Genomic DNA, 24,853 nt, shown 5'->3' on the forward strand with positions numbered 1-24,853 from the left:
GATTCGCTATGGCGAATAGCTTCACTTGCAATATCGTCAGCGCTGAAGATTCCATCTTCTCAGGTACTGTCGAGATGGTGGTAGCTGCAGGGATTATGGGTGACCTCGGCATTTTGCCGGGGCACACCCCGCTGCTGACCGAGCTTCAACCGGGCCCGGTTCGCGTGATCCACGATGGTGGCAAGGAAGAGAACTTCTTTGTCTCTGGTGGCTTCATGGAAGTACAGCCGACCATTGTTACGATCCTGGCAGATGCAGCGACGCGTGCTAGTGACCTCGACGAGGCCGCTGCTGAAGAAGCGCGTCAGCAGGCGTTGAAAGCCTTTAATGAAAAGTCATCGGAGCTGGATTATACCCGTGCTGCCGCTGAACTTGCCGAAGCCGTTGCACAGCTGCGAACGATTCAGCAGCTGCGCAAAAAGGCGGGTAAAGGCTAAGACACGCGCTAGCGTGCATAAAGCGCTCCTTGAACCCGAGAGGGTTTAAGGGGCGTTTTTTTTGTCTGGTACTATGAGAAAACGCATTCAGCGTAGGGATGCTCGTCTGTAACACTTCACCTGCACAATATGCGTCTGCACAAAGGGAGATAGCGATGTCATTGAACGATGAAGCCTTGCAGGAATTAAAAACCGAACTGCTCAACGAGTTGGCCAAGGAAGCGCCTAGTAAATCAGTACTATCTTTGCGTTTGGCCGAAACCCGCTCGGCGGATATCGGTGAAGTGCTTGAGGAGATGATTGAAGACGATGAGGAGTTGCCTGCGGCACTTTGTCTGTTGGATATTCTGTCTGCCGAGCGCGCTGCTAATGTCTTGGGTTATTTACCAGGAGAAAGCCAGCTTGAGGTAGTTGGTAAGCTGTCTGATACCCAAGTGCTTAAGCTTCTCGAAGAGATGGGGTCTGATGAGCGAGCGGATCTGTTTAATCTGCTTGGTGAGGACCGTCGCGAAGCGTTGTTGCGTCGTATGGCCCACCAAGAACGTGAAGATCTTAAACGCCTAGCAAGCTACGAAGAAGGCACGGCAGGCGCCATCATGACCTCTGACTATGTCGCCATAGCCAGTGGCATGACGGTGTCTCAAGCCATGATGCGGGTTCGCCAAACGGCCCCAGATGCGGAAACGGTGTATCAGCTTTATGTGCTCGACAGTAATGGCCAGTTAATAGGGACTATGTCACTGCGCCAGTTGATGGTGGCTCGTCCTGGTGCGTTAGTTGACGACATTATGATTAAAGACGTTATCAGTGCACCGGTCGATGAAGAGCAAGAAGAGGTGGCGCGCATTGTGGCTCGCTATGATCTGCTGGCATTGCCTGTGTTGGATGCTGATGGCCGTATGGTAGGCATCGTCACCCACGATGACGCCATGGACGTTGCCGAGTCGGAAGCTACCGAGGATATTCATAAAGGGATGTCTATCGGCCAGCTAGAGGATGGTGTTAGCCGTGTTCCGCTGTGGAGCCTTTACCGCAAGCGTGTTACCTGGCTGGTACTGCTGGTATTTGCCAATCTTTTTTCAGGAGCTGGCATTGCCTACTTTGAGGACACAATCGCAGCCCAAGTTGCGCTGGTGTTTTTCCTGCCGTTGCTGATTGGTAGTGGAGGTAACGCGGGGGCTCAGGCAGCCACGTTGATGGTACGCGGTATGGCGACTGGCGATATTGGTGTGAAAGACTGGAGTAAGATGTTAGGCCGTGAACTGCTGGTAGCTGGCTCGCTGGGCATCACCATGGCAATTGCAGTAGCACCTATAGGGATTTTTCGTGGCGGTGAAGCAGTCGCTATCATCGTGGCATTAAGCATGGTGACCATTGTTCTGTTTGGTAGCATGATCGGTATGTGCCTACCGTTTGTACTAGAGCGCTTTAAGGTCGATCCTGCTACTGCTTCAGCCCCATTGGTGACAACGTTAATTGACGCCTCTGGAGTATTGATTTACTTCACTATTGCCACCGCCATATTAACAAACGTATAGCTTGTTTTTGGGCAGCCAATTTTAACTTAGACAGTTTTAACGCATGGCACTGCTGGCAGCGCGGGTAATAAACATAACTTCCACGTGGCCTAGCCACTCAATATCGCTGGCGAGCGCCTTTAGTTGGCTGGCTAAGCACTGGGGGGGCTGGTGTACGGAATCGCCGATAATCAGCGATACCGACACTTTATCGTCTAAATAGTGGAGTTGCAGCTCGGTTAATGTGCGCCAGACAGGATGCATATACCAGCGCTCGTTCAGTGCGGCTTCCACTTCGGGCCGCAGCGGGAGGCCGGGGAGACGGCTGGGATCGCCTTCTCCAGCATCATCTTCGGGGTCAACGTGAAAAATAACATCGGTGAGCAATGGAAACTCATGCCGTAAACGTCGACTTACTTCGTTGCCGATTTCATGGGCTTCAGACACAGTGATTTTTGGCCCGACCACCACATGTAAGTCGACCATGACCCAGCCTGCAGACTGGCGGGTGCGTAAGTCATGAACACTGTCTACCCCTGGGACGCTTTGAGCAACATTATGCATTTGTCGTTGAACGCTTTCAGGTAGCGCGGTATCCACTAGTTCTCTTGCTGACTCCCAGAGTAAATCCCAACCTACTTTGCCAACTAGTAAGCCAACAATGATAGCGGCGACAGCGTCTAGCCAGCCCAAACCAAACTGTGCGCCAATTAATGCAACCAATACTACTGCGGTGGAGAGTGCATCGCTGCGGGAATGCCAAGCGTTTGCTTCCAATAGCTTAGATTTAACGCGTTTAGCAACGCGCATGGTATAGCGAAAAATCCACTCTTTACTGAACAAGGCAATGATTGTAATGACAATAGCCACCATGCCAGGGGCACTAACCTCAGTACCACTAAACAAACGATCAAGGCTAGACCAGGCGATACCACCTGCCACAAATATCAGTACGCTACCCAGCAGTAGCGTCGTTAGGGTTTCGATACGGCCATGACCGTAATGATGATCATCGTCTGGTTCCTGGCGGCCGTAGTGGATAGCAGCTAGTACAAAACCGTCGGTCACAAGATCTGAAAGTGAATGGATACCATCGGCAATCAGCGCCGCCGAGCCCACCCAAAAGCCTACCACGACTTTAACAATGCTCAACAAGCCATCCAGCCAAGCGCCAATATAAGTAACACGCTTGGCCTCTCGGCTATCTAGCTCATGCTTGGGAACCACTGGCGATTCTACGGTCTGAGTCATGAGGAACCTTGCTGGGGCACATACTTCCAATAGATGTCTATTGTAGCGCACAGTGTCTAAGCTCTATACCTTCTTGTGAATTTGCTCGTATGCTGGATGCGGACAATGAATTAAGGGATGTGTATCCTTAGCGCCATTGCGAGCGCATGAATGTCACAAAGCACATAAATATCATTAATAGTTAAGCACAGGATAACCCATGGATTGGTTACAGGTAGTTGTGTTAGCGGTAGTTCAGGGGCTCACCGAGTTTTTACCTATATCGAGTTCAGCCCACCTTATATTGGTACCTGTTTTGACTGCCTGGGAAGATCAGGGCCTTGCCTTCGATGTGGCGCTGCATCTTGGCAGTTTAAGCGCTGTTGTGATCTATTTTAGGCATGAAATTGGCAGAATGATCGCTAGCAGCTTGGCCGCACTTCGCGGCCAAGCGGTTAATGATGATGCCATGTTGGCGTTTTGGGTCGTTATTGCCACGTTGCCAGTGTGTATCGTCGGTTTTTTGCTTCACGATGTGATCTCAGGTTACATGCGCTCTACGCTAATCATTGGTGCCAGTTTGATTGTTTTTGGTCTGCTACTTGGTTACGCAGACTGGAAAAAACGCGGCACGCGTAGCGAATACCAGATGACGTTAAAAGATGTGCTCATCATTGGTGGCGCTCAAGTATTGGCACTTATTCCTGGTACCTCGCGCTCAGGCATCACCATTACGGCGGCATTAATGGTGGGGATGAGCCGAGAGGGCGCAGCACGGTTTTCATTTCTACTGTCAATTCCTGTCATTGTGCTGGCAGGTGGCCTTGAGGCAATAAACTTACTGAAAGACCCTCAGCTTATCGATATACCGGCCATGCTGGTAGGTACTTTACTCTCGGGCATTAGCGCCTATGTGTGTATCCACTACTTCCTGGTTGTGATTAAAAAGCTGGGCATGCAGCCATTTGTGGTGTATCGGGTGCTGTTTGGGGCTTGGTTGCTATGGTTTTTCCACTTCTAGTTCTTTCAGCGATAGAGGTTTTCCATTGTTAACCCAGTGCGTTTTATTCAAGGAAAAATAAAATGAAGATTAATTCTCGGTGGTTAAAATGTTCGGGACTATTGCTCATTGCTGCTGGGGCATTAATGGGGTGTTCAGAAAATGATCGGCCTTTAGATACTCCTGTTCGCTTTGAAGGCGGTATTTTTGGGACGTTTTATCAAGTCACCATTGCGGACCCGCTAACCCAAGGCGAAGCGAATGCATTGGAAGAAGGTTTCCTAGCGGAACTCAACGACGTTGATCAAGCGATGTCGACTTACCGCGATGACGCCGAGCTTGTGGTCTTTAATGATGCTCCCCTTAATGAATGGCAACCGCTTTCTAACGAGTTAATTGAAGTGCTTGCGATTAGCCATTCGGTATCAGAAGCAAGCAACGGCGCGTTTGATATTACCGTTGGCGATGTGGTCAATTTATGGAGTTTTGGCCCTGAAGCACGCCCTGAAGAGGTGCCTTCAGACGCGGAGCTTAGCGAACGCATGGCCACGATTGGCTATGATGCGGTTGAAATCGATACTCAGCTTATGCAGGCGCGGCGCTCGCGGGATGTATTTGCTGATTTGTCGGGTGTGGCTAAGGGACATGGCACTGACCGCGTTGGGGCATATCTGGATCAACAGGGGATTGAAAACTACCTCGTTAATATTGGTGGCGAATTAATTGCCCGTGGATACCGTGACTTAGAAGAGCAAAGCCCTTGGCGTGTTGGGATTGAGGTACCACATAACGGCGTACCAGAAGCACAGCATGTTATTCCTCTTGAAAGTATGTCGGTTGCAACATCTGGGGATTATCGCAACTATTTTGAAGTAGATGGTGAGCGTTTTTCCCACACTATCGATCCTCGCACCGGTCGGCCGGTTAAGCATCAGTTAGCGTCCGTGTCTGTTTTTCACCCCTCTAATGCATGGGCCGACGCGTGGTCCACGGCTATCTCAGTCGCAGGTAGCGAAGAGGGGATGCAGATGGCAATTGAGAATAACCTCAATGTATTGATGTTAGTGAAAGAGAACGATCATTGGCGAAGCGTGGCCAGTCCCGCCTTCGTGGAATACTTCGATGAAGCGCTTATAGATGAACTGGGTATTGAAGCCTGGGAAGCTCCCGCCGCCAACCGTTAAACCGTTACAGGTGACTAAAATGCAAGACCTTGATGTCGTTATCCTTGCCGCTGGAAAAGGCACACGTATGCGCTCACAAACACCAAAAGTGCTGCATACGCTGGCAGGCAAATCTATGGTGCAACATGTGTTAGATACTGCCAGTGGTCTTACACCTACTCGTACGCATGTCGTGATTGGCCATGGTGCAGACCAACTACGCGAAGCGCTAGCAGAGAGCAATGTAACGTTTGCGGTTCAGGAAGAGCAAAAAGGTACTGGCCATGCAGTTGCTCAAGCGCAGTCTCAATTAGGTAATGGGAACGTGTTGGTTCTGTATGGTGATGTTCCCATGATCCGCCGTGAATCACTGATGGCACTTCTCAGCCAGGTTGATGAGCAGCACATGGGGCTACTGACCGTTACGTTGGAAGATCCGTCTGGTTACGGACGCATTGTTCGTAATGATGACGGTGAGGCAGTGGCTATTATTGAGCAAAAAGATGCCAGTGCCGACCAGCTTGCCATTACCGAATGCAATACCGGCATCATGGCGATGACCAGTGCTCAGCTTAAACGGTGGCTACCACAGCTTTCTGCCGAAAATGCCCAGGGCGAGTACTATTTAACTGATGTGATTGCGATGGCGGCAAATGAAGGCATCAAAGTGTGTACTGCCCAGCCAGCCAGTGCAGTAGAAGTTGAAGGCGTGAATAACCGTTCACAAATGGCTCGTTTAGAGCGCGCTTATCAACTGCAGCAAGCTGAGGCGTTAATGGCCCAAGGCGTTGCATTGGCCGACCCGGCAAGAATTGATATACGCGGTAAGCTCACCTGTGGTCATGATGTGTTTATCGACGTGGGCTGCGTGTTTGAAGGTGACGTAGAGCTGGGTGAAGGGGTGCGGGTTGGGCCTTACTGCGTGATTAAAAACAGCACGATTGGCGCTGAAAGCGTTATCGACAGCCATAGTGTGATCGATACAACAGTCGCTGCTGGATTGAACCAAGTTGGCCCCTTTGCACGGCTGCGCCCCGGCACACGCCTAGCAGTCAAAGCTAAAGTAGGAAACTTTGTTGAAACCAAAAATGCAGATGTCGGTGAAGGAAGTAAAATCAATCACTTAAGCTACGTTGGTGATGCTCGCCTGGGGCGGGATGTGAACGTGGGCGCGGGCACTATTACCTGCAACTACGACGGCGTGAACAAACACCGCACCGAGATTGGTGATAACGCCTTTATTGGTTCTAACACCGCCTTAGTGGCCCCTGTCACGGTGGGCAAAGGAGCCACGATTGGCGCAGGTTCTACCATTGCGAAAGACGTGGCAGAGCACGCGTTGGCGGTAACCCGCAGCCGTCAGTTAGAAAAACCAGACTGGCCTCGCCCGGTTAAAAAAGCTAAATAAATTTATTATCTAGCTGACTTGTTAGGTTCTAACAGTGTTTTACCCTATCTAGAGATTAATGGTTATGCGTGGCGGTTCTAAAAAGCACGGATGTGGATCAGCCACGTCACCTAGCCAAGCGTGTTATGGTCGAGTAAAGCACTACTAGAGTAAATTTTTCGGGCAGTGTAAAACTGCTTTACAAGATGCGGCAAATGGCCGCATCTTTAGCACGCCCGCTGCGTTGCAGCACGTAATTAGTGTGCTTATCATCGTGGCGGTCTTTCTTAACCCTGCCAGGATCACTTCACTATGAAACCACCTAACGTCCTTGCAATGCGGCAGTCTACTTGCCGGTTTGCTTGGTTGTTGATTGCGCTATGTTTGTTTGCTTTTCCCACCCTCTCCTATGCCGCTTCTGGCCCTTTAGACCTTACCGTTTCGTTTGTTGGTATCGCCTCTGTTGTCATCTTCGTTCTTGCCTATGCCTTGGTGATGAGCGAAGAATTGATTCATATGCGCAAATCTAAACCAGTCCTGGTAGCCGCTGGGCTTATCTGGGCCCTGGTGGCGTGGGTCTATGTACAAGCGGGCATGCCTCATGAAGCGGAAGCTGCTTTTAAAGAAACGCTGCTTGAGTACACCGAGTTGTTACTGTTCTTGCTGGTAGCGATGACCTATATCAACGCCATGGAAGAGCGCCGTATCTTTGATGCCCTGCGGGCATGGCTTGTTCGCAAAGGCTTTAGTTACCGTAGCCTGTTTTGGATTACGGGCTGTCTTGCCTTTGGTATTTCTGCCATTGCCAACAACATGACCACGGCGATGTTGATGTGCGCGGTTGTGTTGAAGGTGGCCGAAGGCGATAAAAAGTTTATTAGTCTGTGCTGTGTCAACGTGGTGGTAGCATCAAACGCAGGCGGCGCGTTCAGCCCGTTTGGTGATATCACCACGTTGATGGTGTGGCAGGCGGGCCAGGTACCATTTGGTGGTTTCTTTGCGCTATTGATGCCAGCCATCGTCAACTTTATGGTGCCAGCGGTGATTATGAATTTCTTCATCGTTAATCGTCAGCCTGCATCGCTCAAAGAGAATGTTTGGCTTAAACGTGGGGCGCGGCGCATTATCGCGCTGTTTTTGATTACTGTGGCGATCTCAGTGCTGTGTCACTCGGTGCTTTATTTGCCCCCGGCAATGGGCATGATGTTTGGCCTTGGCCTGCTGCAGTTCTTTGGTTACTACCTACGCCGCAGCTTGCCGCGTTCTCTGGAGCGCAAACGTGAGCGTTACTCACGTCGCGGCGATTGGAAGAAGCTTGAGCAACTGGGCAGCGTGGTGCCTTTTGATATCTTCAGCCGTATTGCCCGCTCAGAGTGGGACACATTGTTATTCTTTTATGGGGTCGTGATGTGTGTTGGCGGCCTGGGTTTCATGGGCTATTTAAGTCTATTGTCAGAAACCCTTTACGGTAGCTGGAACCCGGTGTGGGCTAACGTCGTGCTGGGGATGATTTCAGCGGTCGTTGATAACATCCCAGTGATGTTTGCGGTACTTTCCATGGCACCGGATATGTCGGAAGGCAACTGGTTGCTGATTACCTTAACCGCCGGTGTGGGCGGTAGTCTGCTTTCGATGGGATCTGCAGCGGGAGTAGCGTTAATGGGCCAAGCTCGGGGCATTTATACCTTTATGGGGCACATCCGCTGGGCTCCCGCTATTTTGCTGGGCTATGCCGCCAGCATTGTGGTTCATCTATGGATTAATGCAGCGCTGTTTTAAATAAGCGGTTAATTCAGAGAGGTAAAACAAACGCCCCTTATCAATTGATAAGGGGCGTTTTGGTAAAGGCTATCGGTGGACTTGGCCAGTTAGGCTTCGAGACTATAAATCGTGCCCGGTAATGACTTTGCAAATATCGGCAAAGCTACTAGCAGTTGGCACTGTTGAAGAGGTGACCTGCACCGTGGCTTTATTGCCCATGGCGTGTTGTATATCGGTGGCAGAAATAATGCCGCGCACGCTTAATGGTTGATTTTGTTTATGCTCAGTAATCAACAGGTGCTGTTCTGTAAAACGCTCCATGGAGAGCACAAGGTCTTCAATCGTTAATGAGTTAAGTTGCTCAAAGGGCATTGCACTAAGCTTTTGCCAGGGCGTCATAATCATATCAGCTGTAATTTCTGTACGATCAAGGTTTCTCTGCTGCATCGCCAAGTTAATACGCCGTGTTCCGATGACTTCTTTGGCGGTGAGCACACCAATGCAGTGGTTCGCTTTATCGAGAACAAACAATAGGCGAACACCGCCATGGCGCATTTTTAAATGGGCATCGTCGATGGGCGTATCAGCGGATACTGACTGAGGCGTGACCTGAGTAAAATCTGTTAGCACCGATAACGCAGGGCTTTCAGGTGTTAACTGTTTTGCTGTTGGCGTAATAAGCAGTGGCGTTTCACCAAACTGGATCAGTGGTTTGGGGGAGTGGACGAGCATATTCATTCAGGGAATCTCCGTTATGTGAATAGATAGGTCGTTAATGGCATTGCCTATCTTGTACTTTCACACTTGCACGGAATTCTTATGGGAATCTTAACAGCTCTCTTATGGCCGATTATTTTTTGGCTGACGCTGTGTTAGGGCGTGCCTGCCCAACGTTACTCGCACGCGCAGCCCACCATCTGGCGCGTCATCAAGTTGCAGGCTGCCTTGATGGCGTTTGACCAAGCGCTCGACAATCGATAGCCCCAATCCCGCGCCAGCACTAGCCCCTGCACGTTGGAAACGCTCCATCACCCGGCTGCGTTGCGCTGCAGGAATACCGGGTCCTTGATCATCAACAGTGACGATAACGTCTCTTGTCGATGCCTCAAGCGTGACCGTGATAGCACCTTGCGCAGGCGAGTGTTGAATGGCGTTACCCACTAGATTTTGTACCAGTGTTTCGATAGCGCCGGGTTCTTCTTCTATTGCCCAGTTAGCTGAGTCATCCGCGTCCAGTAACAGCTGTTGATGTCGCTCTGCGGCTAGCGGAGAGAGCTTTGCCAAGGTTTCGCGCGTTTCATGTAATACATCGGAACAGCGATACTCTGGTAATGGTTCTTCTTCGGGGTCTAGGCGTGCCAGGGTTAATAGCTGAGAGACTAGCCGCGTTGAGCGGGCCACGCCGCTGCGTAAGTGGTGCAGGGCTTCCTCTCGGTCATCGGCGTTGTCAGCAGTGAGCGCATTTTGCGCATGCAAATCAAGTACTGCTAAGGGGGTGCGCAGCTCGTGGGCCGCATCGGCAATAAAGCGCTTTTCGCGAATACGCAGTTGGCGGAGCCGTTCCAACAGCCGGTTTATGGCGCCAGAAATGGTCTCCAGTTCTAGGGGAAGTGGATGAAGCGTCAGCGGTTTTAGGTGGTGGGGATCGCGGGTACGGATTTGCTCTGCCATACGCGATAAAGGAGCGAGCCCCCAGCCGATCGACCACCAGAGTAATAGTGTCAGTAACGGTAGACCAATGAGATCAGGTAATAAGGTGCGTAGTGCCACTGAACTGATCAGTTCACCACGCGCGTCCTCTCGCTCGCCCACCACCACGCGTTTGTCTGTGCCAGTAATTTCCAGGACGTAAATGCGCCAGTCATGCTGATTCACCGACAGCGTTGAATAACCCGGTGGTTGCTGGGTAAGCGGTGTATCGGGGGCGCTGGCGGAACGCAGCAGAAGACGGTCGCCTTCCCAAAGCTGAAACGCCAGCTTGGTTTCATAGCGATGGCCTGCAAAACGGTTATCGGATTGCTCTGCACGTAGCAGCGCATCCTCCACGCTATTTAATAAAAGCGTACGGTCGCTATCAGGCAGTGGTGCCTGTAGTAGCCCTTCTAGCAAACGGGCATTTTGTGCCAGGCTAGCATCATGAAGTTCTTCAATCTCATGGGCAGCATAGCGATAGCTAATAAAGCCAATCACTAGCATGCTCGCGCCAAACACAAGCAGCGCAAGCCCCAGGGTGCGCTGACGAATAGAGCTCATAGGCTTGCCTGGTGCCATTTAATCATCACGATTTATCCATGACATAGCCGATCCCTCTTACGGTGCGGATGACCTCAGGAAACAGCTTTCGCCGTAAATGGTGGATATGCACTTCGATAGCGTTGCTTTCGACATCTTCCTCCCAGCCGTAGACTAATCGCGTTAAGGTATCGCGGGTGAACACACGGCCTGGATGGCTCATAAACTCCTGCAGTAGCGTTAGCTCACGGCGCGAAAGTGTGATCACTTGATGTTGATAACTCACCTGTAAGGTCTGCGGGTCCAGGCTAATCTCACGACAGGTGAGCAAGCCGCTGGATTGTCCTTGGCTACGGCGTAACAAAGCACGCAGACGCGCTTTTAATTCTGCTACTTCGAAAGGTTTAGTGAGGTAGTCGTCGGCACCCGCATCCAATCCCTCGATGCGGTTATCCATCGCATCGCGGGCGGTCAGAACCAAAATCGGCAGTTGGCTGCCATGCTGGCGAATAGCGCGCAGCACTTCCATGCCATCAATCGTCGGCAAACCAAGGTCTAGGATGACCGCATCAAAGGGTTCATTTTTAAGCGCATGAAGCGCGTTATTGCCATCGGCTAAATGATCTACCGTATAGTGCTCAGGTTTCAGCGCCATACGAATCCCCAACGCCAAACTAGGGTCGTCCTCAACCAGTAAAATGCGCATATCGATGGATGACTCCTTTCATTCACGGCGGGCTACTCAGGAACGTAACATGACACGTCATTCTTCTTTCGGCCACCGCTCCTTAGCCTGCGCAGTAATGCAGTGCCCACCTGAACAACGGCGTGAAGCATTACTGCATTTAGCTGCGGTGCATGATCCTACGCAGCAGCCTGCATTACAGCATGCCTTATCAACGATAAAAGCTGGCTCTGACGCTGTTTGGCAGGGCCTTTGGATAGCTACCCAAGCGGGCCATATCGAAGCCGCCGCCTGGGTACAGCCATTGGCTAATCAAACGGCTCAGCTTTGGCTGCCCAGGCAACATAATTCGGCATCTGATGCGCTGTTGAAAGCCTTGCAAGGCTGGGTAAACGAGCAGCCGATAGCGCTATGTCATGTGGTGTTACCTGATAATGCAACCAACTGGGAAACGGCACTAGTCGCCCACAACATGCGGGTACTTGCCACCCTGGAGCACCTTATGTGGCAGTGCCAAACCGTTCAATCGCTCGCTAACATGCTAACGCTAAGCCCCTTTGCTGAATTGTCTCCCGCGCAACAGCGGGCGCTGGTAGCGAACGTCAGTGAAGGCTCGTTAGACTGCCCAGGGCTTCGCGAAGCGCTCACCATTGACACCTTGCTTGCTGGATTTTATGACCAAGCGCCGCAGGCACCAGAGCACTGGTATCAAGTGCGGCATCAGGGGGAAACCGTCGGCGTGCTATTACTTGCTCCTAACCATACGACCCAGCGCTGGTCATTGCAGTTGATGGGGCTGTTGCCTGAGTGGCGTGGCGGGGGAATGGGCAAGGCAATTATTCAGCAAGCGCAGGCGTTGGCTAGCCAGGCGGGAGCCAGTGACATCACGCTCACCGTTGATGCGCAGAATATCCCCGCAAAGCGTGTATATGCTCAGGCAGGGTTTACGCGTTATGCTCAGCAGCGTTTACTGGCTTGGTGTTGACTAGGGATCGTTGGCACCTTTTTTAAACTGCTGAATAAAGCACAGAGTACGGCATAGGTTGAATTGCCGCGCTTAGTAGCATTTTCTTACGCTTAGCGTTCTCGGTATACTAATGCGATATGCACGTCTTGGCGTCTCGGTTGCCGCAGGTTGATGATGTCGCTGCCGCGCGCAGGGGTTAAGCACAAAACGTTTTATGACAAAACTCAAGAGGTGGTGAGAGTGAAATCTAAGCTGATCATGAGCGGGCTGGCGGCCCTAGGCGTCATGGCAGGCACATCCGGTGCTTATGCCCAAGACGCAGCACGTGACGCAATCGCTGAGCGCCTAGCGCCGGTAGGTCAACTTTGCTTGCAAGGCCAAGACTGTGGTACTGCAGCAGCGCCGGCTGCCGCTAGTGGCGGCGGCGATGAGATCGATGGCGAAGGTATTTACAACAATATCTGTATGGCGTGCCACGAAACCGGCGCTGCTGGCGCTCCGGTGCGTGCTGATGAAGCCGCATGGGCTGAACGTACTGAGCAAGGCTTTGCCACGTTATTAGAGCATGCCATCAACGGTATTGGTGCAATGCCCGCTCGAGGCGGCAACCCCAACCTTTCTGACGAAGAGATGGAAGCGGCGGTGGCTTACATGGTTGAGCCTGTCATGGAGGTTCCCGAGCTAGGGGGCGGTGAAGAAGAAGCGGCTGCTGAAGCGACTGAAGAGGGCGCCAGCGACGATACGGCTGTGACAGAGGATGCCGGTGAAGAGACAACTGACGCTGCAGCTAGCGAAGAAGAAGCAGTCGCCAGTGAAGACGAAGCTTCTAGTGGTGGCAGCGGTTTAGATGGTGAAGCGCTTTATGCCAGTGCTGGTTGTGTGGCTTGCCATGCTGCCGGTGTCGCTGGTGCGCCCAAGCTAGGCGATGCCGAAGCGTGGGGCCCGCGTATCGAGCAGGGTACCGATGCGCTCTACCAAAGCGTATTTAACGGCAAAGGCGTGATGCCACCACGCGGTGGTAGCAGTGCCTCTGACGAAGAGATCATGGCCGTTGTCGATTACATGGTGTCTCAGGCACAGTAATTATTGCCGTTGCTGAATGATGTATCCACAGGCGGGTTGCTAAAACCCCCTGTGGATATTTTTTTGCTTATGATTTGTTTCTTCAGCCTAACAGTGAGCGAATGCCTGCCAAGGCATCTTTGCCACGCGCCTGCTTTTTCTCGGGATCTTCTTTATCGGCGCGTCCCTCCCACTCCAAATCATCAGCGGGCAGTTCGTCTAAAAAGCGGCTGGGCTGGCAGTCCATCAGCTCACCATACGCTTTACGCTGGCGGGCTAGCGTGAGTGTTAGCGTGCGTCTTGCCCGAGTGATGCCGACATAAGCCAAGCGGCGCTCTTCTTCTACTGTCTCCATTTCAATAGCGTTACGGTGGGGCAGCAAGTCTTCCTCTAAGCCCATCAAATAGACATGGGGAAACTCCAGCCCTTTCGAGGCATGCATAGTGAGTAGTTGCACACGGTCGGAGTCGTCTTCTTCGGCCTGTTGCTCAAGAATATCCCGAAGCACTAAACGCGAAATAGCAGCTTCGACGCCATCGGTTTCCGTCGCAGTGGAATCATCTGCATCTTCGGGGTCGCGGTTTAGCGACTTTTCTAGCTGATCAATCAAAATCCATACGTTGGCCATGCGCCGTTCAGCGACGGTCGGGGCACTGGCGTTTTGGTACAGCCAGGCTTCGTAATCCATATCGCGCAGCATATCGCGAATGGCCGCGATGGCATCGTCTTGATCCATGCGTTTGCGCACGCCATCAATAAAGTGTGTAAAGCGTGACAGGCGTTCCACGGCCCGAGTCGGCAGCGTTTGCTCTAACCCCAGCTCGTGGCAGGCAGCAAACAGCGAGATAGAGCGTTCTGTTGCATAGTTGGCCAGCTTTTCCAGCGTGCCGGGGCCGATTTCACGGCGGGGCACATTCACAATGCGTAAAAAGGCATTGTCATCAGCGGGATTAATTAACAGCCGCAGATAGGCCATGGTGTCCTTGATCTCATTGCGAGAGAAAAACGACGTACCACCGGAAAGCTTGTAGGGAATTTGGTAATGCTGCAGCTTGAGCTCTAATAAACGTGCCTGAAAATTACCCCGATAGAGCACCGCAAAATCTCGCCATTCTGCCTTCTCTTTGATGCGCCGAGTCAGCATTTCGCTGGCTACCCGCTCGGACTCCGCCTCTTCATGGCGGTTGACGATAACCCGGATAGGCGCGCCATCGCCCATATCCGACCACAGAGTTTTATCGTAAACGTGCGGGTTATTGGCAATTAACGTGTTGGCCGCGCGCAAGATAGTGCCGGTCGAGCGGTAGTTCTGCTCCAGCTTAACCACTTTCAGGCGTGGGAAGTCTTCGCCAAGGGTCACCAGGTTTTCAGGCCGTGCGCCGCGCCACGCGTAGATTGACTGGTCGTCGTCGCCGACCACGGTAAAGGTCGCCCGCTCGGCCATCAGCAGTTTCACCAACAGGTACTGGGAAACGTTAGTGTCCTGGTACTCATCCACTAGCATGTAGTGGATTTTGTTCCGCCAGCGGGCCAGTGCCTCTGGGTCGCGTTGCAGGAGCACCACCGGCAGCAGAATCAGGTCGTCGAAATCCACCGCGTTATAGGCTTTCAAGTGGCGTACGTAAGCTTCATAAACCCGTGCGGCAAAGTGCTCGTCATCATCCGCGGCAAACGAAAGCGCATCACTGGGCAGCACTAAATCGTTCTTCCACGTGGATATTTTGGCTTGCACAGCGTTGATCTGCTCAGCGTCTACCTGAGCGTCTTTGTTCATCAAATCGCGCAGCAGTGCTTTGGCATCTTCCGGGTCGAACAACGAAAAGCCCGGCTTGTAGCCCAGGGTTTTCAGCTCGCCACGAATAATATTCAGTCCCAGATTGTGAAATGTCGACACCGTTAGCCCGTGGCCCTCTTTACCCTTCAGCATTTGCCCAACGCGCTCTTTCATCTCCCTGGCGGCTTTATTGGTAAAGGTAACCGCCGCTATTTTGCGCGCGCTCATGCCGCACTCTTGCACTAGATAGGCAATTTTGGTGGTAATAACGCTGGTTTTACCAGACCCGGCGCCCGCCAAGACCAAACAGGGGCCATCGATATAGCGCACCGCTTCTTGCTGGCGCGGGTTTAGCCCTTTAATACGGCTAAGAATGCTCTTTGGCGGTTGGGGCGTCATGGCGAAGGGTGACCTCTACAAGTGTTTCTTGGCAAATTCCATTACAATCAGCGGCGCTGGGCGAACGCACAATGAGTTAATAATAGGCAGGTGGTAATGTTTGAAGTAGCGCTATTTGAACCGCGTATGGCACCCAACACGGGTAACATTATGCGCCTGGTGGCTAACAATGGCTGCCGACTACATTTAATTGAACCGCTGGGCTTTGATCTCGAAGAGAAAAAGCTGCGGCGCGCCGGGCTAGATTACCGCGATCTAAACAATGTTACCCGCCATGCCGATTTTACGGCGTTTCAAGCGGCGATGCAGGGGCGCACACTATGGGCGATTACTACCAAAGGCACCCGTGCTCACAGTGACGCGACCTTCGCCCCGGGCGACGTATTGCTGTTCGGTTCAGAAACCGCAGGGCTTTCACCCCAAGTGCATGCTGCGCTGCCTGAAGAACAGAAACTGCGCATCCCCATGCAGCCTAATAACCGTAGTTTGAACCTTTCCAATGCGGTGGCCATCGTTAGCTATGAGGCGTGGCGCCAGCAAGGCTATGCTGGCGCATTAGGCAGTGAGCGATAGATTCAGCGACTAGCCCGTGATGCCGTAGCGGTCGCGATAAGCGCGCACGGCCTCGGCGTAAGCCAGCATTTCGCCTCCAGCATGCTCTTCAAGGTAAGTAAGCACTTGCTCTAAGGTGACAATACTGACAACCGGCATGCCGTACTGAGCCTGAACTTCCTGGATAGCACTTTGCTCGCCCTGGCCGCGCTCTTGGCGGTCTAGCGCAATAATCACGCCGCCCGCGCGGGCACCGCTTTGCTCAATCAGGCTCATCACTTCACGGATAGCCGTACCGGCCGTAATCACGTCATCAATGATCAAAATATCGCCGGCCAGTGGCGCGCCGACAATATTGCCGCCTTCGCCGTGGGTTTTGGCTTCTTTACGATTAAACGCGTAGGGCATATCGCGGTCGTGATGGTCGGCTAAGGCCGCGGCGGTGACCGCTGCCAGCGGAATGCCTTTATAGGCTGGGCCGAACAGCACATCCGCCTGCAGGCCGCTATCGACAATCGCCTGGGCGTAAAATCGGCCTAACTTGGCCAAGGCACGGCCGGTTTGAAACAGGCCTGCATTGAAAAAGTAAGGGCTTACTCGCCCCGACTTAAGCGTGAACTCGCCAAACTTGAGCACGCCCTGCTCAATAGCGAAGGCAATGAAATCGCGCTGATAGGGTTGTAGAGTGGTGGCCACGGTGGTCTTCTCTTGTCGATAGGAATGTAAGTAATAGGAATCTAAGTAAACGCAACAATAAAACGGGGTTAAATAGCAAGATTTGGTTTGTCTATTTACCCAAACGTCTAAACGTCGGGTATCATACAGCAGCGACGCAAAAGGGACGATTTATGAAAATTGCCAGCATCAATGTCAATGGTATACGTGATGCCGTCGACCGTGGCTTCCTGGACTGGCTGGCTCAGCAGGATGCCGACGTGATCTGCGTGCAGAACATCAAGGCAAAAAGCTTTGAACTGGACGACCATATTCTCTATCCGGAAGGCTACGAAGGCTACTTTCTGGATGCAGAAGAAGATGGTTTCTCCGGTGTGGCACTTTATTGCCGCAAAATTCCCAAGGCGATTATGTACGGCCTTGGGTTCCCTCAGTGCGATCACGAAGGGCGCTTTCTGCAGGCGGATTATGACCGCTTCAGCATCGCCACCTTCTTGATGCCTGATGGAAGTGATCAAAAAGCCAAACAGGCGTTTATGGAGCAGTATCAAGAGTACCTGACGAAGATGTCGCGCAAACGCCGCGAATACATCATCTGCGGTACCTGGCACATTGCCCATAAAACCATTGATTTGGCCAACTGGTCGGACAATCAGCTTACCTCTGGTTTCCGCCCTGAAGAGCGTGCCTGGATGGATCAGGTACTTGGCCCAACCGGCTTTATCGACACCTTCCGCGAAATTAATCGCGACGCTGGTGAATATACCTGGTGGCCAAAGCTCGACCAAGACGTGCCCCGTGAGCGCCAAGAAGGCTGGCGGATCGACTACCAGCTGGTCGGCCCCAACTTCCGTCGCCATGTGGTCGACGCGTGGATTGATTACGATGCGACCTTCTCTGAGTTCGCACCGCTGATCGTTGAGTATGACTTAGCGCTGTAAGCGCTCACTTTCCCGCGTCGCGTTACCCGTCTCAGCAACAGGCCAGCTTAAAAGCTGGCCTGTTTGCGTAAGCGCGTAAGTTATTTGCCAGGTAACGCCTTAGCCGCGAATACCCAGTGCTTCGCGCTGTTTTTCGCGTAGCTCGGAGCCCGCTTTCTCCGCCAGATCAAGCATCGCATTCAGCTCAGTACGGTTAAACGCCCCCGCCTCTGCAGTACCCTGTACCTCGATCAGCTCGCCGCTTTCAGTCATTACCACGTTCAGGTCGGTGTCGGCTTTGCTATCTTCCGGATAATCTAAGTCTAGTACCGGCACGCCTTTATAAATACCCACCGAAATCGCGCTAACCAGCTGTTTAAAGGGGTCACCTTTAATCTTCTTCTCACGCTGTAGGTAGCGAATGGCATCCACCAGCGCCACGCAGCCACCGGTAATCGACGCGGTACGAGTGCCGCCGTCGGCCTGGATCACATCGCAATCCACGGTAATGGTGAATTCGCCCAACTTCTTCAAGTTCACAGACGCGCGCAGGCTACGGCCTATCAAACGCTGAATTTCCAACGTCCGGCCACCCTGTTTACCACGCGTCGCTTCACGGCCACTGCGGGTGTGAGTGGCACGGGGCAACATGCCGTACTCAGCGGTGATCCAACCCTGATTTTTGCCACGCAACCAGCGTGGTACGCCCGCTTCCACGCTTGCATTACACAGCACCTTGGTATCGCCAAACTCCACCAATACCGAACCTTCTGCATGGCGGGTGTAATCGCGGGTTATGCGAATTTCACGAAGCTGGTCGGCTTCACGACCGCTAGGGCGAACAACATCAGGACGCATAGCACCTCACATCAATTTAACAGTGGGAAAGCCCTCTATTGTACACGTCAACGCCGCCACTGATGGGCCTATTCAAGGCAGACGTATCTACCAGCACAAGATCGGTTAGACTGACCTAAATGCGCGATGAACAGGAAACTTTAATGGCCAACCCACGCCACGTACACAGCATGACCGCCTTTGCTCGCACCGAGCAGGCCGCCCCGTTTGGCACCCTGCAGGTAGAAATCCGCTCGGTGAATCAGCGCTATCTGGAACCACACTTTCGCCTGCCCGACGCTCTACGCGAGCTAGAACCAGTGCTGCGCGACGCCTTACGCACGCGCCTAGCGCGAGGCAAAGTAGAGTGCAGTCTGCGTTTTGAAGCCGCCGAAGCCAACCAAGCCCCTGCGGTTAACGCTCAGCGCTTAAAAGAAATAGCCGATGCCCTGGCCGCCATTCAGCAACAGGTACCCAGTGCCGTGCCGCCCACCACGCTGGCGCTGCTTAACCAACCCGGCGTTATGGAAACCCAGCACCTTGATCAAGACGCCATTAAAGCCGCCGCCAAAACCCTGTTTGACCAAGCGCTAGACGAGTTGATCGACGCCCGCGCCCGGGAAGGCGAAAAACTCGCTGAGATGATCACCACTCGCCTAACGGCTGTGAGTGAACAAGTCGCCACTGTGCGCAGCTTGCTGCCGCAAATTTTAGAGCGCCAGCGCGCCCAACTGCTGGAACGCTTAGAAGTCGCCAAAACCGAACTCGACCCGCAACGCCTGGAAGCCGAACTGGTGCTGGTAGCGCAAAAAGCCGATGTGGATGAAGAGCTGGATCGCCTCACCGCACATATAGAAGAAGTGAGCCACCAGCTCGCCCAAAAAGGCCCCAAAGGCCGCCGATTAGACTTCCTAATGCAGGAACTCAACCGCGAAGCTAACACGCTGTCGTCAAAATCCGTGGTGGCTGAGACAACCCGCTGTGCAGTGGAGTTAAAGGTGCTAATCGAGCAGATGCGGGAGCAGATTCAGAATATTGAGTGATGGTGTAGTGTTTATCTCATGTTTGATGGAAGTATCAGCTATGGGGGGAGAGTCTCTATCGGATGGTTAACAGGAAAATATAGGTCTATAATCCGTTTTGCCGGATCGTTGTCCTGCCCAGGAGTCGCTCGTGAATCAAGCAGAACTGAACAAAGAAGAGCTGTGCCGCTTTATTTGCCAGGAGTTACCTAGTCACCGCTTACAACAAATGCTCGAAAGCATAGAGGCGGCTTTTCAGAAGAGCGATAGCCATCTCAAAGAGACGTATAAGCATGTGCCTCTGGCTGGGCCAGGGCCGCAGTCCCATCATTTCACCGTGCAGGAAGCACTGCTGAGCCTGCCAAAAGATGAGAACTTTGAAGTAAGTAACCAAGTCACTAAGCCCGCTGGTGGCCACTATGCCTTGGTTCGTGCCAGTAGTATGCAGATCACCACGAGCGTTATTACCATGGGAAGGACGCCACCCATACGCGATGCGCGTTTTAGACGTCTGCTTGGGCTCATCAATAAAAGGTTGGAGAAACAACATCCTGATCTTTTTAAGGCATCCGCCTCACCTTTAGGGCCCAGCCAAGAAGCTCTTCATGCGTTGTTGCTCCCCCACACAATGAAGTGGACAGACAGCAGCGATCATAGCAGCCCAATCGGTGTGGCCATCGCGGTGCCTTACAGTGACCCTCGGGCGGGGTTTCATCTGTTTATGGATGTAGGCCAGTTGTGGCAGTACTACAATGAAGTAGGTGATGAGATAGTGGATATTGCCTATCCGACCCTGCGTGATAGGATGCGTCGCGCAGAGAACCGGGATCAAAACGAAGGTGGAAACGAGTGATATGAGAACAGGGGTTGATGGCTTTCAAGGCCAGCGGTTGAACCAACTGCGCATGGCCCAAAATCTGACCCTCGCGGAACTGGGAGAGCAGGTAGGTCGTTCTTCCAGTACGATTTCGGCCTGGGAAAAAGGCACCCAGCTACCTGAGGCCGAGTCATTTGCTCGTCTTTGCCATGTGTTTCAAGTCTCTCGCATGTGGTTTTTGAAGCCTGTTCCTCCTGTTATTCAGGAAAGCCAGCGACCTTACTTTTTCCGTTCACAAGCCTCTGTTCACAAGCAGGCACGTGAAAGGTCACAACTCTATTTAGCGTGGCTGCAAGAAATCTCTGACTTCTTCCAGGATGCAATGGAGTGGCCAGAAGTTAACGTGCCGATGTTGGAGGCAGACGACTGCCGATTGATTAGCGACGAAGAAATCGAAGACATCGCCAGAGAGTGCCGTGAGGCTTGGGAGTTGGGCTCTGCTCCTATCCCAAACGTGATCCAAGTAATGGAAAATGCAGGGATTATTTGTACTCGCGCCACCCTGGGGCACGTCAAAATGGACGGTGTTTCCCATGTCTCTATTTTGGATGGTCGCCCCTACGTGTTGATCGCTGAAGACAAAGCGAATGCGATCCGTAACCGCTTTGATGCAGCGCATGAGTTAGGGCACGTCGTACTGCACTCCAAAATACCGACTGCACAATACGCTAAAAAAGAGTTGTATGACCTGTTAGAAGGGCAGGCACATCGCTTTGCCAGCGCTTTCTTAATGCCGCCCGAGAGCTTTGCGCAAGAGGTCGTATGGCCAACGCTTGATAATCTGCTTTCGCTCAAGTCGCGCTGGAAAGTCTCGGTCGCGTCGATGATCGTTCGCTGCCGAGACTTATCGCTGTTGACAGATCAGTTAGAGCTAAGGCTGTGGAAAGGGCGCTCGGCGCGTAAATGGACGAAGGGCGAACCAGGTGATGATGCTCTGGCTTTCGAGCAACCCAAGCTAATGATGCGCGGCGCTCACCTTCTGGTAGATAACGGCATCTTTGAGCGCACTGAGCTGGTTCACCAGATTGGCCTGCCGCCAGAGACGATTGAGATGCTGTGTAACTTACGCCCAGGTTACCTAAGTGTTCAGCCTGACGCTGCAAACAACGTAGTGCCTCTCAAGCTTAAGCGTACTGCCAGGGCTAGCCGGTCAAAGCAGGCAGAGGTTCTGCCGTTTCAGAAGTAGATAGGGCTATTTGTGCCCTAAGGTGGCCGTCATCGCTGCTAATAAAGTTTGTACCTGATGATCACGCTCTCCCGTTAGCCCACGTCATTTTTTGCTAATAATGTTCTTCAATATATGCATACGCTTTCTGAAACAGCTCTTTGTCTTTACCCAACCCAAACTGGGCCAGCGTTACCATGAGAGCCTTTTGAATTTCACGTGGGCCGCTGTTTGAGTGCTGCCAACCATCAAAACGTTTGGCTCTGACGATTTTGTCGATTTGTGCGACCACATCGCCAATGATTTTGGGTGTGGTTTCTGGCCGGGTTTCGAGGAATAACGTGGTTAGGGCCTGCTTGTTATCCTCTTCTGTTACCACATGCTCACCGGTTTCTCGCTCGGCTTGCACGGTGTCTTTGGCGGTATCTAACAGGCCTTTCAGCCAGTCGATGGCTTTGATAACGCCGGCTTCGTAATCTTGGCGTAGCTTTTCCAGGCGCTCACCCAAGGCGACAAATTTCGGGTCGTTACTGCCGCGTAAGCGGCCCATTAAATCAATTTCCAGGCGCTTGGCGCGTTGCTCCTGTTCTTTATCGGTCAGGGTAAAAATGGCGTGTTCATCCATGATGAGTTCATCGATATCATCACGAATACGATTGATGTCGGTGTGCTCATGGATCATTTTGATGGTTTCAGGCCCGAGAGCGGCCCATACTAACGTGCCGGTTTGACCAACAGGGCGTACGGATTCGTAAATTTGGGCAAGCCATTTATAGTCTTGTTGGTAGGGGGTGAGGAACGTATCAGGGTTAATAGCCGACCATAACTTGGCTAACACGCCAAAGCAGGCGGCGAACTCATCACGCTTTTCATTGGTGGGTAGGCACTCTTGCGCTGCGATAATGCCCTCAAATCCTTCCAGCGTGCGGTCCACTTCAGGGAAAAAAGCCAAACACTTCTTTAGCTGAGCTGGCAATATCGCTTTAAAGGCCTCGATACCTTCAACAACACCATCTATCTCATCTGGGTTGTATGCCAGCGCGGTGCGTAAGTTCTCGAATACCCCAAGGTAATCAATGATCAAGCCCATGTCTTTGCGAACATCGCTGGTTTCATACAAGCGGTTAGTACGGCACATGGCTTGCAGCAGGGTATGGTCGCGTAGGGGCTTGTCTAAATACATGCAGTAGCAGATAGGCGCATCAAAGCCGGTTAACAGCTTGGCGGTGACTATTAACAGTTGAAGCGGGTGCTTGGGATCTTTATAGCTTTCAATCAGATCTTTTTGGGTCTGATCTTCAGCATCAATATGCTGCCAGCGCTCAAAATCAGCTTGCTGAATGGGAAGGGCCAGCTCGTTATGCCATTTACGCCAGTCGTGATTGGTTCTCTCTTGTTGGTCCTTTTTGGAGGAGTGAATAGGCGCCTGATCCACATTCATCACTACTTCTAGAGCGTCAAACCCTAGCTTTTCACCCAGCAGGTAATACATCTGTACACAGGCTTCGCGGTCGTACATCACCACCATGCCTTTCATTTTTTTCGGCTTAACATGGCTGGTAAAGTGCTGGGCGATGTCGCTGCTGACGGCGGCCATCCGTTTAGGCGCTTTGAGCATGATGGCCAATTTGCCTGCGCGTTTTGAAAGAGCGGCTTTTTCTTCGTCGTCTAGGTTGTTGTCTTTAGCAAGCTGCTCAAACTCTTCGTTGATCGCGTCTCGGTCTACCCGCAGTTCTGCCAAGCGTGGTTCAAACTTCACGGGGTTGGTAGCCCCGTCGCGGATCGATTGCTTGTAACTGTAGCGGCTCATGTAGCGGCCGGGGTCATCCTCAGCGCCAAACAGTTTGAAGGTGTTGCGGTCGATGCCGGAAATCGGCGTACCGGTTAGGCCGTAGAAGTGCGCATTTGGCAGTGCCCAGCGCATTTTATCACCAAGGCCGCCTTCCTGGGTTCGGTGGGCTTCATCCACCAGCACAATAATGTTGTCGCGGTTATTCAGGCCGTTTAGGTTGTTCTGCTCTATCTCAATTTCTTTAAACTTAAAAATAGTGGTGATCAAAATGCCACGGCTGTCCTGCTCAATATGCTCGCCGAGTTTTTTACAGCTTTGCACTTTGATCAGATTTTTCACATCTGCCCCACCGAAGGTTTCATTAATCTGGCTATCCAGATCGCGTCGGTCGACGACCACCAACACCGTGGGGTTCTTCAACTGGTTGTCGGTACGCAGCATTTTTGCAGCGTAGAGCATCAGTAATGATTTACCTGAGCCCTGGAAATGCCAGATTAAGCCCTTTTTCGGGTAGCCATTTCTGACCCGTTCAACAATCTGTTGGGCAGCTTCAAACTGAGGGTAGCGCGGTAAAATTTTGCTGCGCTTTGGCGGCGTGTTTTTGCCGGTTTTGACAGTGGAAAACAGGGCAAAAGATTCCAGCAGTAGCAATAACGTTTGCGGATTTAGCAAACCTTCACAGCTGATTAACACTGATGCTAAGCCGGGCAGAATATCGTCGCGTTGATCGGTATGGTGCCAAGGGCCCCAGTCTTTTACTCGGGCATTAATGGCGCCATAAGCAAAGGTTTTGCCTTCGCTGGCAAAGCACAGCAAGTTGGGGACAAAAAACCGCTCAACGTTTTTCCAGTAGTGTTTTTTGCCGCCCATAAAATCGGCGGCGCCATCTTGCCAAGTCACACTTGGGCGCGTGGCGGTTTTGACTTCGCCTACCACCAAGGGAATGCCGTTCACATAAAGCACGATATCAAAATACACCTCTGTGGCGGCTATATAGTGCACCTGCTTCGCCACCACAAAGTGGTTGTTTTTAATATCGTCAAAATCAATCAGGTTAATGGTGATATGGTCGCCGTTCTCGCCGAAAGGCAGCGTTTTGTCGGCCATTAACCACTCATGAAAATTCTCGTTGGCCTTCACCAGACCGGTATGCTGAGCTTCCAGCAGCACGCTGCGCAGCTTATATATGACTTCATCGGCATAGTCAGGCTGCTTGGCGATATCAGGGTTTAACGAACAAAGCGCGTCTTTGAGCCACTCATCGACAAAGATATCCTGCGCTTGCTTAGGCAGGCTCTCACCGTGGCAGTAAGTCCACTTTAAGCCGCTTAATCCTTTTAAGCGGTCAATGATGCCATTTTCTGTGACGGTTTGTTCATTAAACATCTTTATTTGTAAC

21 protein-coding genes are annotated in these 24,853 nt (G+C 52.2%); 13 read left to right on the forward strand and 8 right to left on the reverse strand.

Annotated features, from left to right (window positions below):
- Nucleotides 1–8 precede the first annotated feature (8 nt).
- Both JFC11_RS03530 and mgtE read left to right on the forward strand, forming a co-directional pair.
- On the forward strand, nucleotides 9–437 hold the full coding sequence (locus JFC11_RS03530; RefSeq protein WP_038479842.1) for a F0F1 ATP synthase subunit epsilon: 429 nt from the start codon (nucleotides 9–11) through the stop codon (nucleotides 435–437).
- Between the two features lie 155 nt (nucleotides 438–592).
- On the forward strand, nucleotides 593–1,975 hold the full coding sequence (gene mgtE / locus JFC11_RS03535; protein ID WP_038479839.1) for a magnesium transporter: 1,383 nt from the start codon (nucleotides 593–595) through the stop codon (nucleotides 1,973–1,975).
- Between the two features lie 36 nt (nucleotides 1,976–2,011).
- Here mgtE and JFC11_RS03540 read toward each other — a convergent pair whose 3' ends face one another.
- Nucleotides 2,012–3,205 carry a cation diffusion facilitator family transporter gene (locus JFC11_RS03540; RefSeq protein WP_038479836.1) on the reverse strand — a complete coding sequence of 398 codons (1,194 nt, stop codon included), beginning with the start codon at nucleotides 3,203–3,205 and terminating at the stop codon, nucleotides 2,012–2,014.
- Nucleotides 3,206–3,404: 199 nt separating this feature from the next.
- On the opposite strand from JFC11_RS03540, the gene JFC11_RS03545 reads away from it, so the two are divergent.
- The 4 genes from JFC11_RS03545 (at nucleotide 3,405) to nhaD (ending at nucleotide 8,513) form a co-directional block, all read left to right on the forward strand.
- Complete coding sequence (locus tag JFC11_RS03545) at nucleotides 3,405–4,205, forward strand: undecaprenyl-diphosphate phosphatase (protein WP_038479832.1); 801 nt, start codon at nucleotides 3,405–3,407, stop codon at nucleotides 4,203–4,205.
- A gap of 62 nt (nucleotides 4,206–4,267) precedes the next feature.
- A complete protein-coding gene (locus tag JFC11_RS03550) occupies nucleotides 4,268–5,368 on the forward strand; it encodes an FAD:protein FMN transferase (RefSeq protein WP_038479829.1) in 1,101 nt (366 codons plus the stop codon).
- Nucleotides 5,369–5,387: 19 nt separating this feature from the next.
- Nucleotides 5,388–6,755, forward strand: coding sequence for a bifunctional UDP-N-acetylglucosamine diphosphorylase/glucosamine-1-phosphate N-acetyltransferase GlmU (glmU, locus tag JFC11_RS03555; RefSeq protein WP_198348737.1), 1,368 nt, complete (start codon nucleotides 5,388–5,390; stop codon nucleotides 6,753–6,755).
- 291 nt (nucleotides 6,756–7,046) lie between these two features.
- Nucleotides 7,047–8,513, forward strand: a complete 1,467-nt coding sequence (nhaD, locus tag JFC11_RS03560) for a sodium:proton antiporter NhaD (protein WP_198348738.1) — start codon at nucleotides 7,047–7,049, stop codon at nucleotides 8,511–8,513.
- A gap of 102 nt (nucleotides 8,514–8,615) precedes the next feature.
- Here nhaD and JFC11_RS03565 read toward each other — a convergent pair whose 3' ends face one another.
- The 3 genes from JFC11_RS03565 to JFC11_RS03575 all read right to left on the reverse strand — a co-directional run bounded on the left by JFC11_RS03565 (nucleotide 8,616) and on the right by JFC11_RS03575 (nucleotide 11,433).
- Nucleotides 8,616–9,233 carry a CBS domain-containing protein gene (locus tag JFC11_RS03565; RefSeq protein ID WP_198348739.1) on the reverse strand — a complete coding sequence of 206 codons (618 nt, stop codon included), beginning with the start codon at nucleotides 9,231–9,233 and terminating at the stop codon, nucleotides 8,616–8,618.
- 102 nt (nucleotides 9,234–9,335) lie between these two features.
- Nucleotides 9,336–10,748: an ATP-binding protein gene (locus tag JFC11_RS03570; protein ID WP_198348740.1), complete on the reverse strand. Its 1,413-nt coding sequence runs from the start codon at nucleotides 10,746–10,748 to the stop codon at nucleotides 9,336–9,338.
- Between the two features lie 25 nt (nucleotides 10,749–10,773).
- Nucleotides 10,774–11,433 carry a response regulator transcription factor gene (locus JFC11_RS03575; RefSeq protein ID WP_038479814.1) on the reverse strand — a complete coding sequence of 220 codons (660 nt, stop codon included), beginning with the start codon at nucleotides 11,431–11,433 and terminating at the stop codon, nucleotides 10,774–10,776.
- A gap of 49 nt (nucleotides 11,434–11,482) precedes the next feature.
- On the opposite strand from JFC11_RS03575, the gene JFC11_RS03580 reads away from it, so the two are divergent.
- On the forward strand, nucleotides 11,483–12,397 hold the full coding sequence (locus tag JFC11_RS03580; RefSeq protein WP_038479812.1) for a GNAT family N-acetyltransferase: 915 nt from the start codon (nucleotides 11,483–11,485) through the stop codon (nucleotides 12,395–12,397).
- A 222-nt stretch (nucleotides 12,398–12,619) separates the two neighbouring features.
- Nucleotides 12,620–13,462, forward strand: a complete 843-nt coding sequence (locus JFC11_RS03585; protein WP_038486438.1) for a c-type cytochrome — start codon at nucleotides 12,620–12,622, stop codon at nucleotides 13,460–13,462.
- An 82-nt stretch (nucleotides 13,463–13,544) separates the two neighbouring features.
- On the opposite strand, the gene rep is transcribed toward JFC11_RS03585, so the two are convergent.
- Nucleotides 13,545–15,614 (reverse strand): DNA helicase Rep, encoded by a 2,070-nt coding sequence (gene rep / locus JFC11_RS03590; protein WP_038479809.1) that lies wholly within the window; start codon nucleotides 15,612–15,614, stop codon nucleotides 13,545–13,547.
- 96 nt (nucleotides 15,615–15,710) lie between these two features.
- Between rep and JFC11_RS03595 the strand changes: the two genes are divergently transcribed.
- The gene (locus JFC11_RS03595; protein ID WP_120386011.1) at nucleotides 15,711–16,187 is read left to right on the forward strand and encodes a tRNA (cytidine(34)-2'-O)-methyltransferase; all 477 of its coding nucleotides are present in this window, start codon (nucleotides 15,711–15,713) and stop codon (nucleotides 16,185–16,187) included.
- Between the two features lie 9 nt (nucleotides 16,188–16,196).
- On the opposite strand, the gene pyrE is transcribed toward JFC11_RS03595, so the two are convergent.
- Nucleotides 16,197–16,862, reverse strand: coding sequence for an orotate phosphoribosyltransferase (pyrE, locus tag JFC11_RS03600; RefSeq protein WP_083007769.1), 666 nt, complete (start codon nucleotides 16,860–16,862; stop codon nucleotides 16,197–16,199).
- A gap of 152 nt (nucleotides 16,863–17,014) precedes the next feature.
- Between pyrE and JFC11_RS03605 the strand changes: the two genes are divergently transcribed.
- On the forward strand, nucleotides 17,015–17,782 hold the full coding sequence (locus JFC11_RS03605; protein ID WP_198348741.1) for an exodeoxyribonuclease III: 768 nt from the start codon (nucleotides 17,015–17,017) through the stop codon (nucleotides 17,780–17,782).
- 99 nt (nucleotides 17,783–17,881) lie between these two features.
- On the opposite strand, the gene rph is transcribed toward JFC11_RS03605, so the two are convergent.
- Nucleotides 17,882–18,619, reverse strand: coding sequence for a ribonuclease PH (rph, locus tag JFC11_RS03610; RefSeq protein WP_083007767.1), 738 nt, complete (start codon nucleotides 18,617–18,619; stop codon nucleotides 17,882–17,884).
- A 143-nt stretch (nucleotides 18,620–18,762) separates the two neighbouring features.
- On the opposite strand from rph, the gene JFC11_RS03615 reads away from it, so the two are divergent.
- The 3 genes from JFC11_RS03615 (at nucleotide 18,763) to JFC11_RS03625 (ending at nucleotide 21,683) form a co-directional block, all read left to right on the forward strand.
- The gene (locus JFC11_RS03615) at nucleotides 18,763–19,641 is read left to right on the forward strand and encodes a YicC/YloC family endoribonuclease (protein WP_198348742.1); all 879 of its coding nucleotides are present in this window, start codon (nucleotides 18,763–18,765) and stop codon (nucleotides 19,639–19,641) included.
- A 130-nt stretch (nucleotides 19,642–19,771) separates the two neighbouring features.
- On the forward strand, nucleotides 19,772–20,473 hold the full coding sequence (locus tag JFC11_RS03620; protein WP_198348743.1) for a hypothetical protein: 702 nt from the start codon (nucleotides 19,772–19,774) through the stop codon (nucleotides 20,471–20,473).
- A gap of 1 nt (nucleotide 20,474) precedes the next feature.
- Nucleotides 20,475–21,683, forward strand: coding sequence for a helix-turn-helix domain-containing protein (locus JFC11_RS03625; RefSeq protein WP_198348744.1), 1,209 nt, complete (start codon nucleotides 20,475–20,477; stop codon nucleotides 21,681–21,683).
- A gap of 94 nt (nucleotides 21,684–21,777) precedes the next feature.
- Here JFC11_RS03625 and JFC11_RS03630 read toward each other — a convergent pair whose 3' ends face one another.
- On the reverse strand, nucleotides 21,778–24,840 hold the full coding sequence (locus JFC11_RS03630) for a type I restriction endonuclease subunit R (RefSeq protein WP_198348745.1): 3,063 nt from the start codon (nucleotides 24,838–24,840) through the stop codon (nucleotides 21,778–21,780).
- Nucleotides 24,841–24,853 lie beyond the last annotated feature (13 nt).

Origin of the sequence: Vreelandella alkaliphila (genome assembly GCF_016107625.1) — a bacterium.
Taxonomy (GTDB): domain Bacteria; phylum Pseudomonadota; class Gammaproteobacteria; order Pseudomonadales; family Halomonadaceae; genus Vreelandella; species Vreelandella alkaliphila.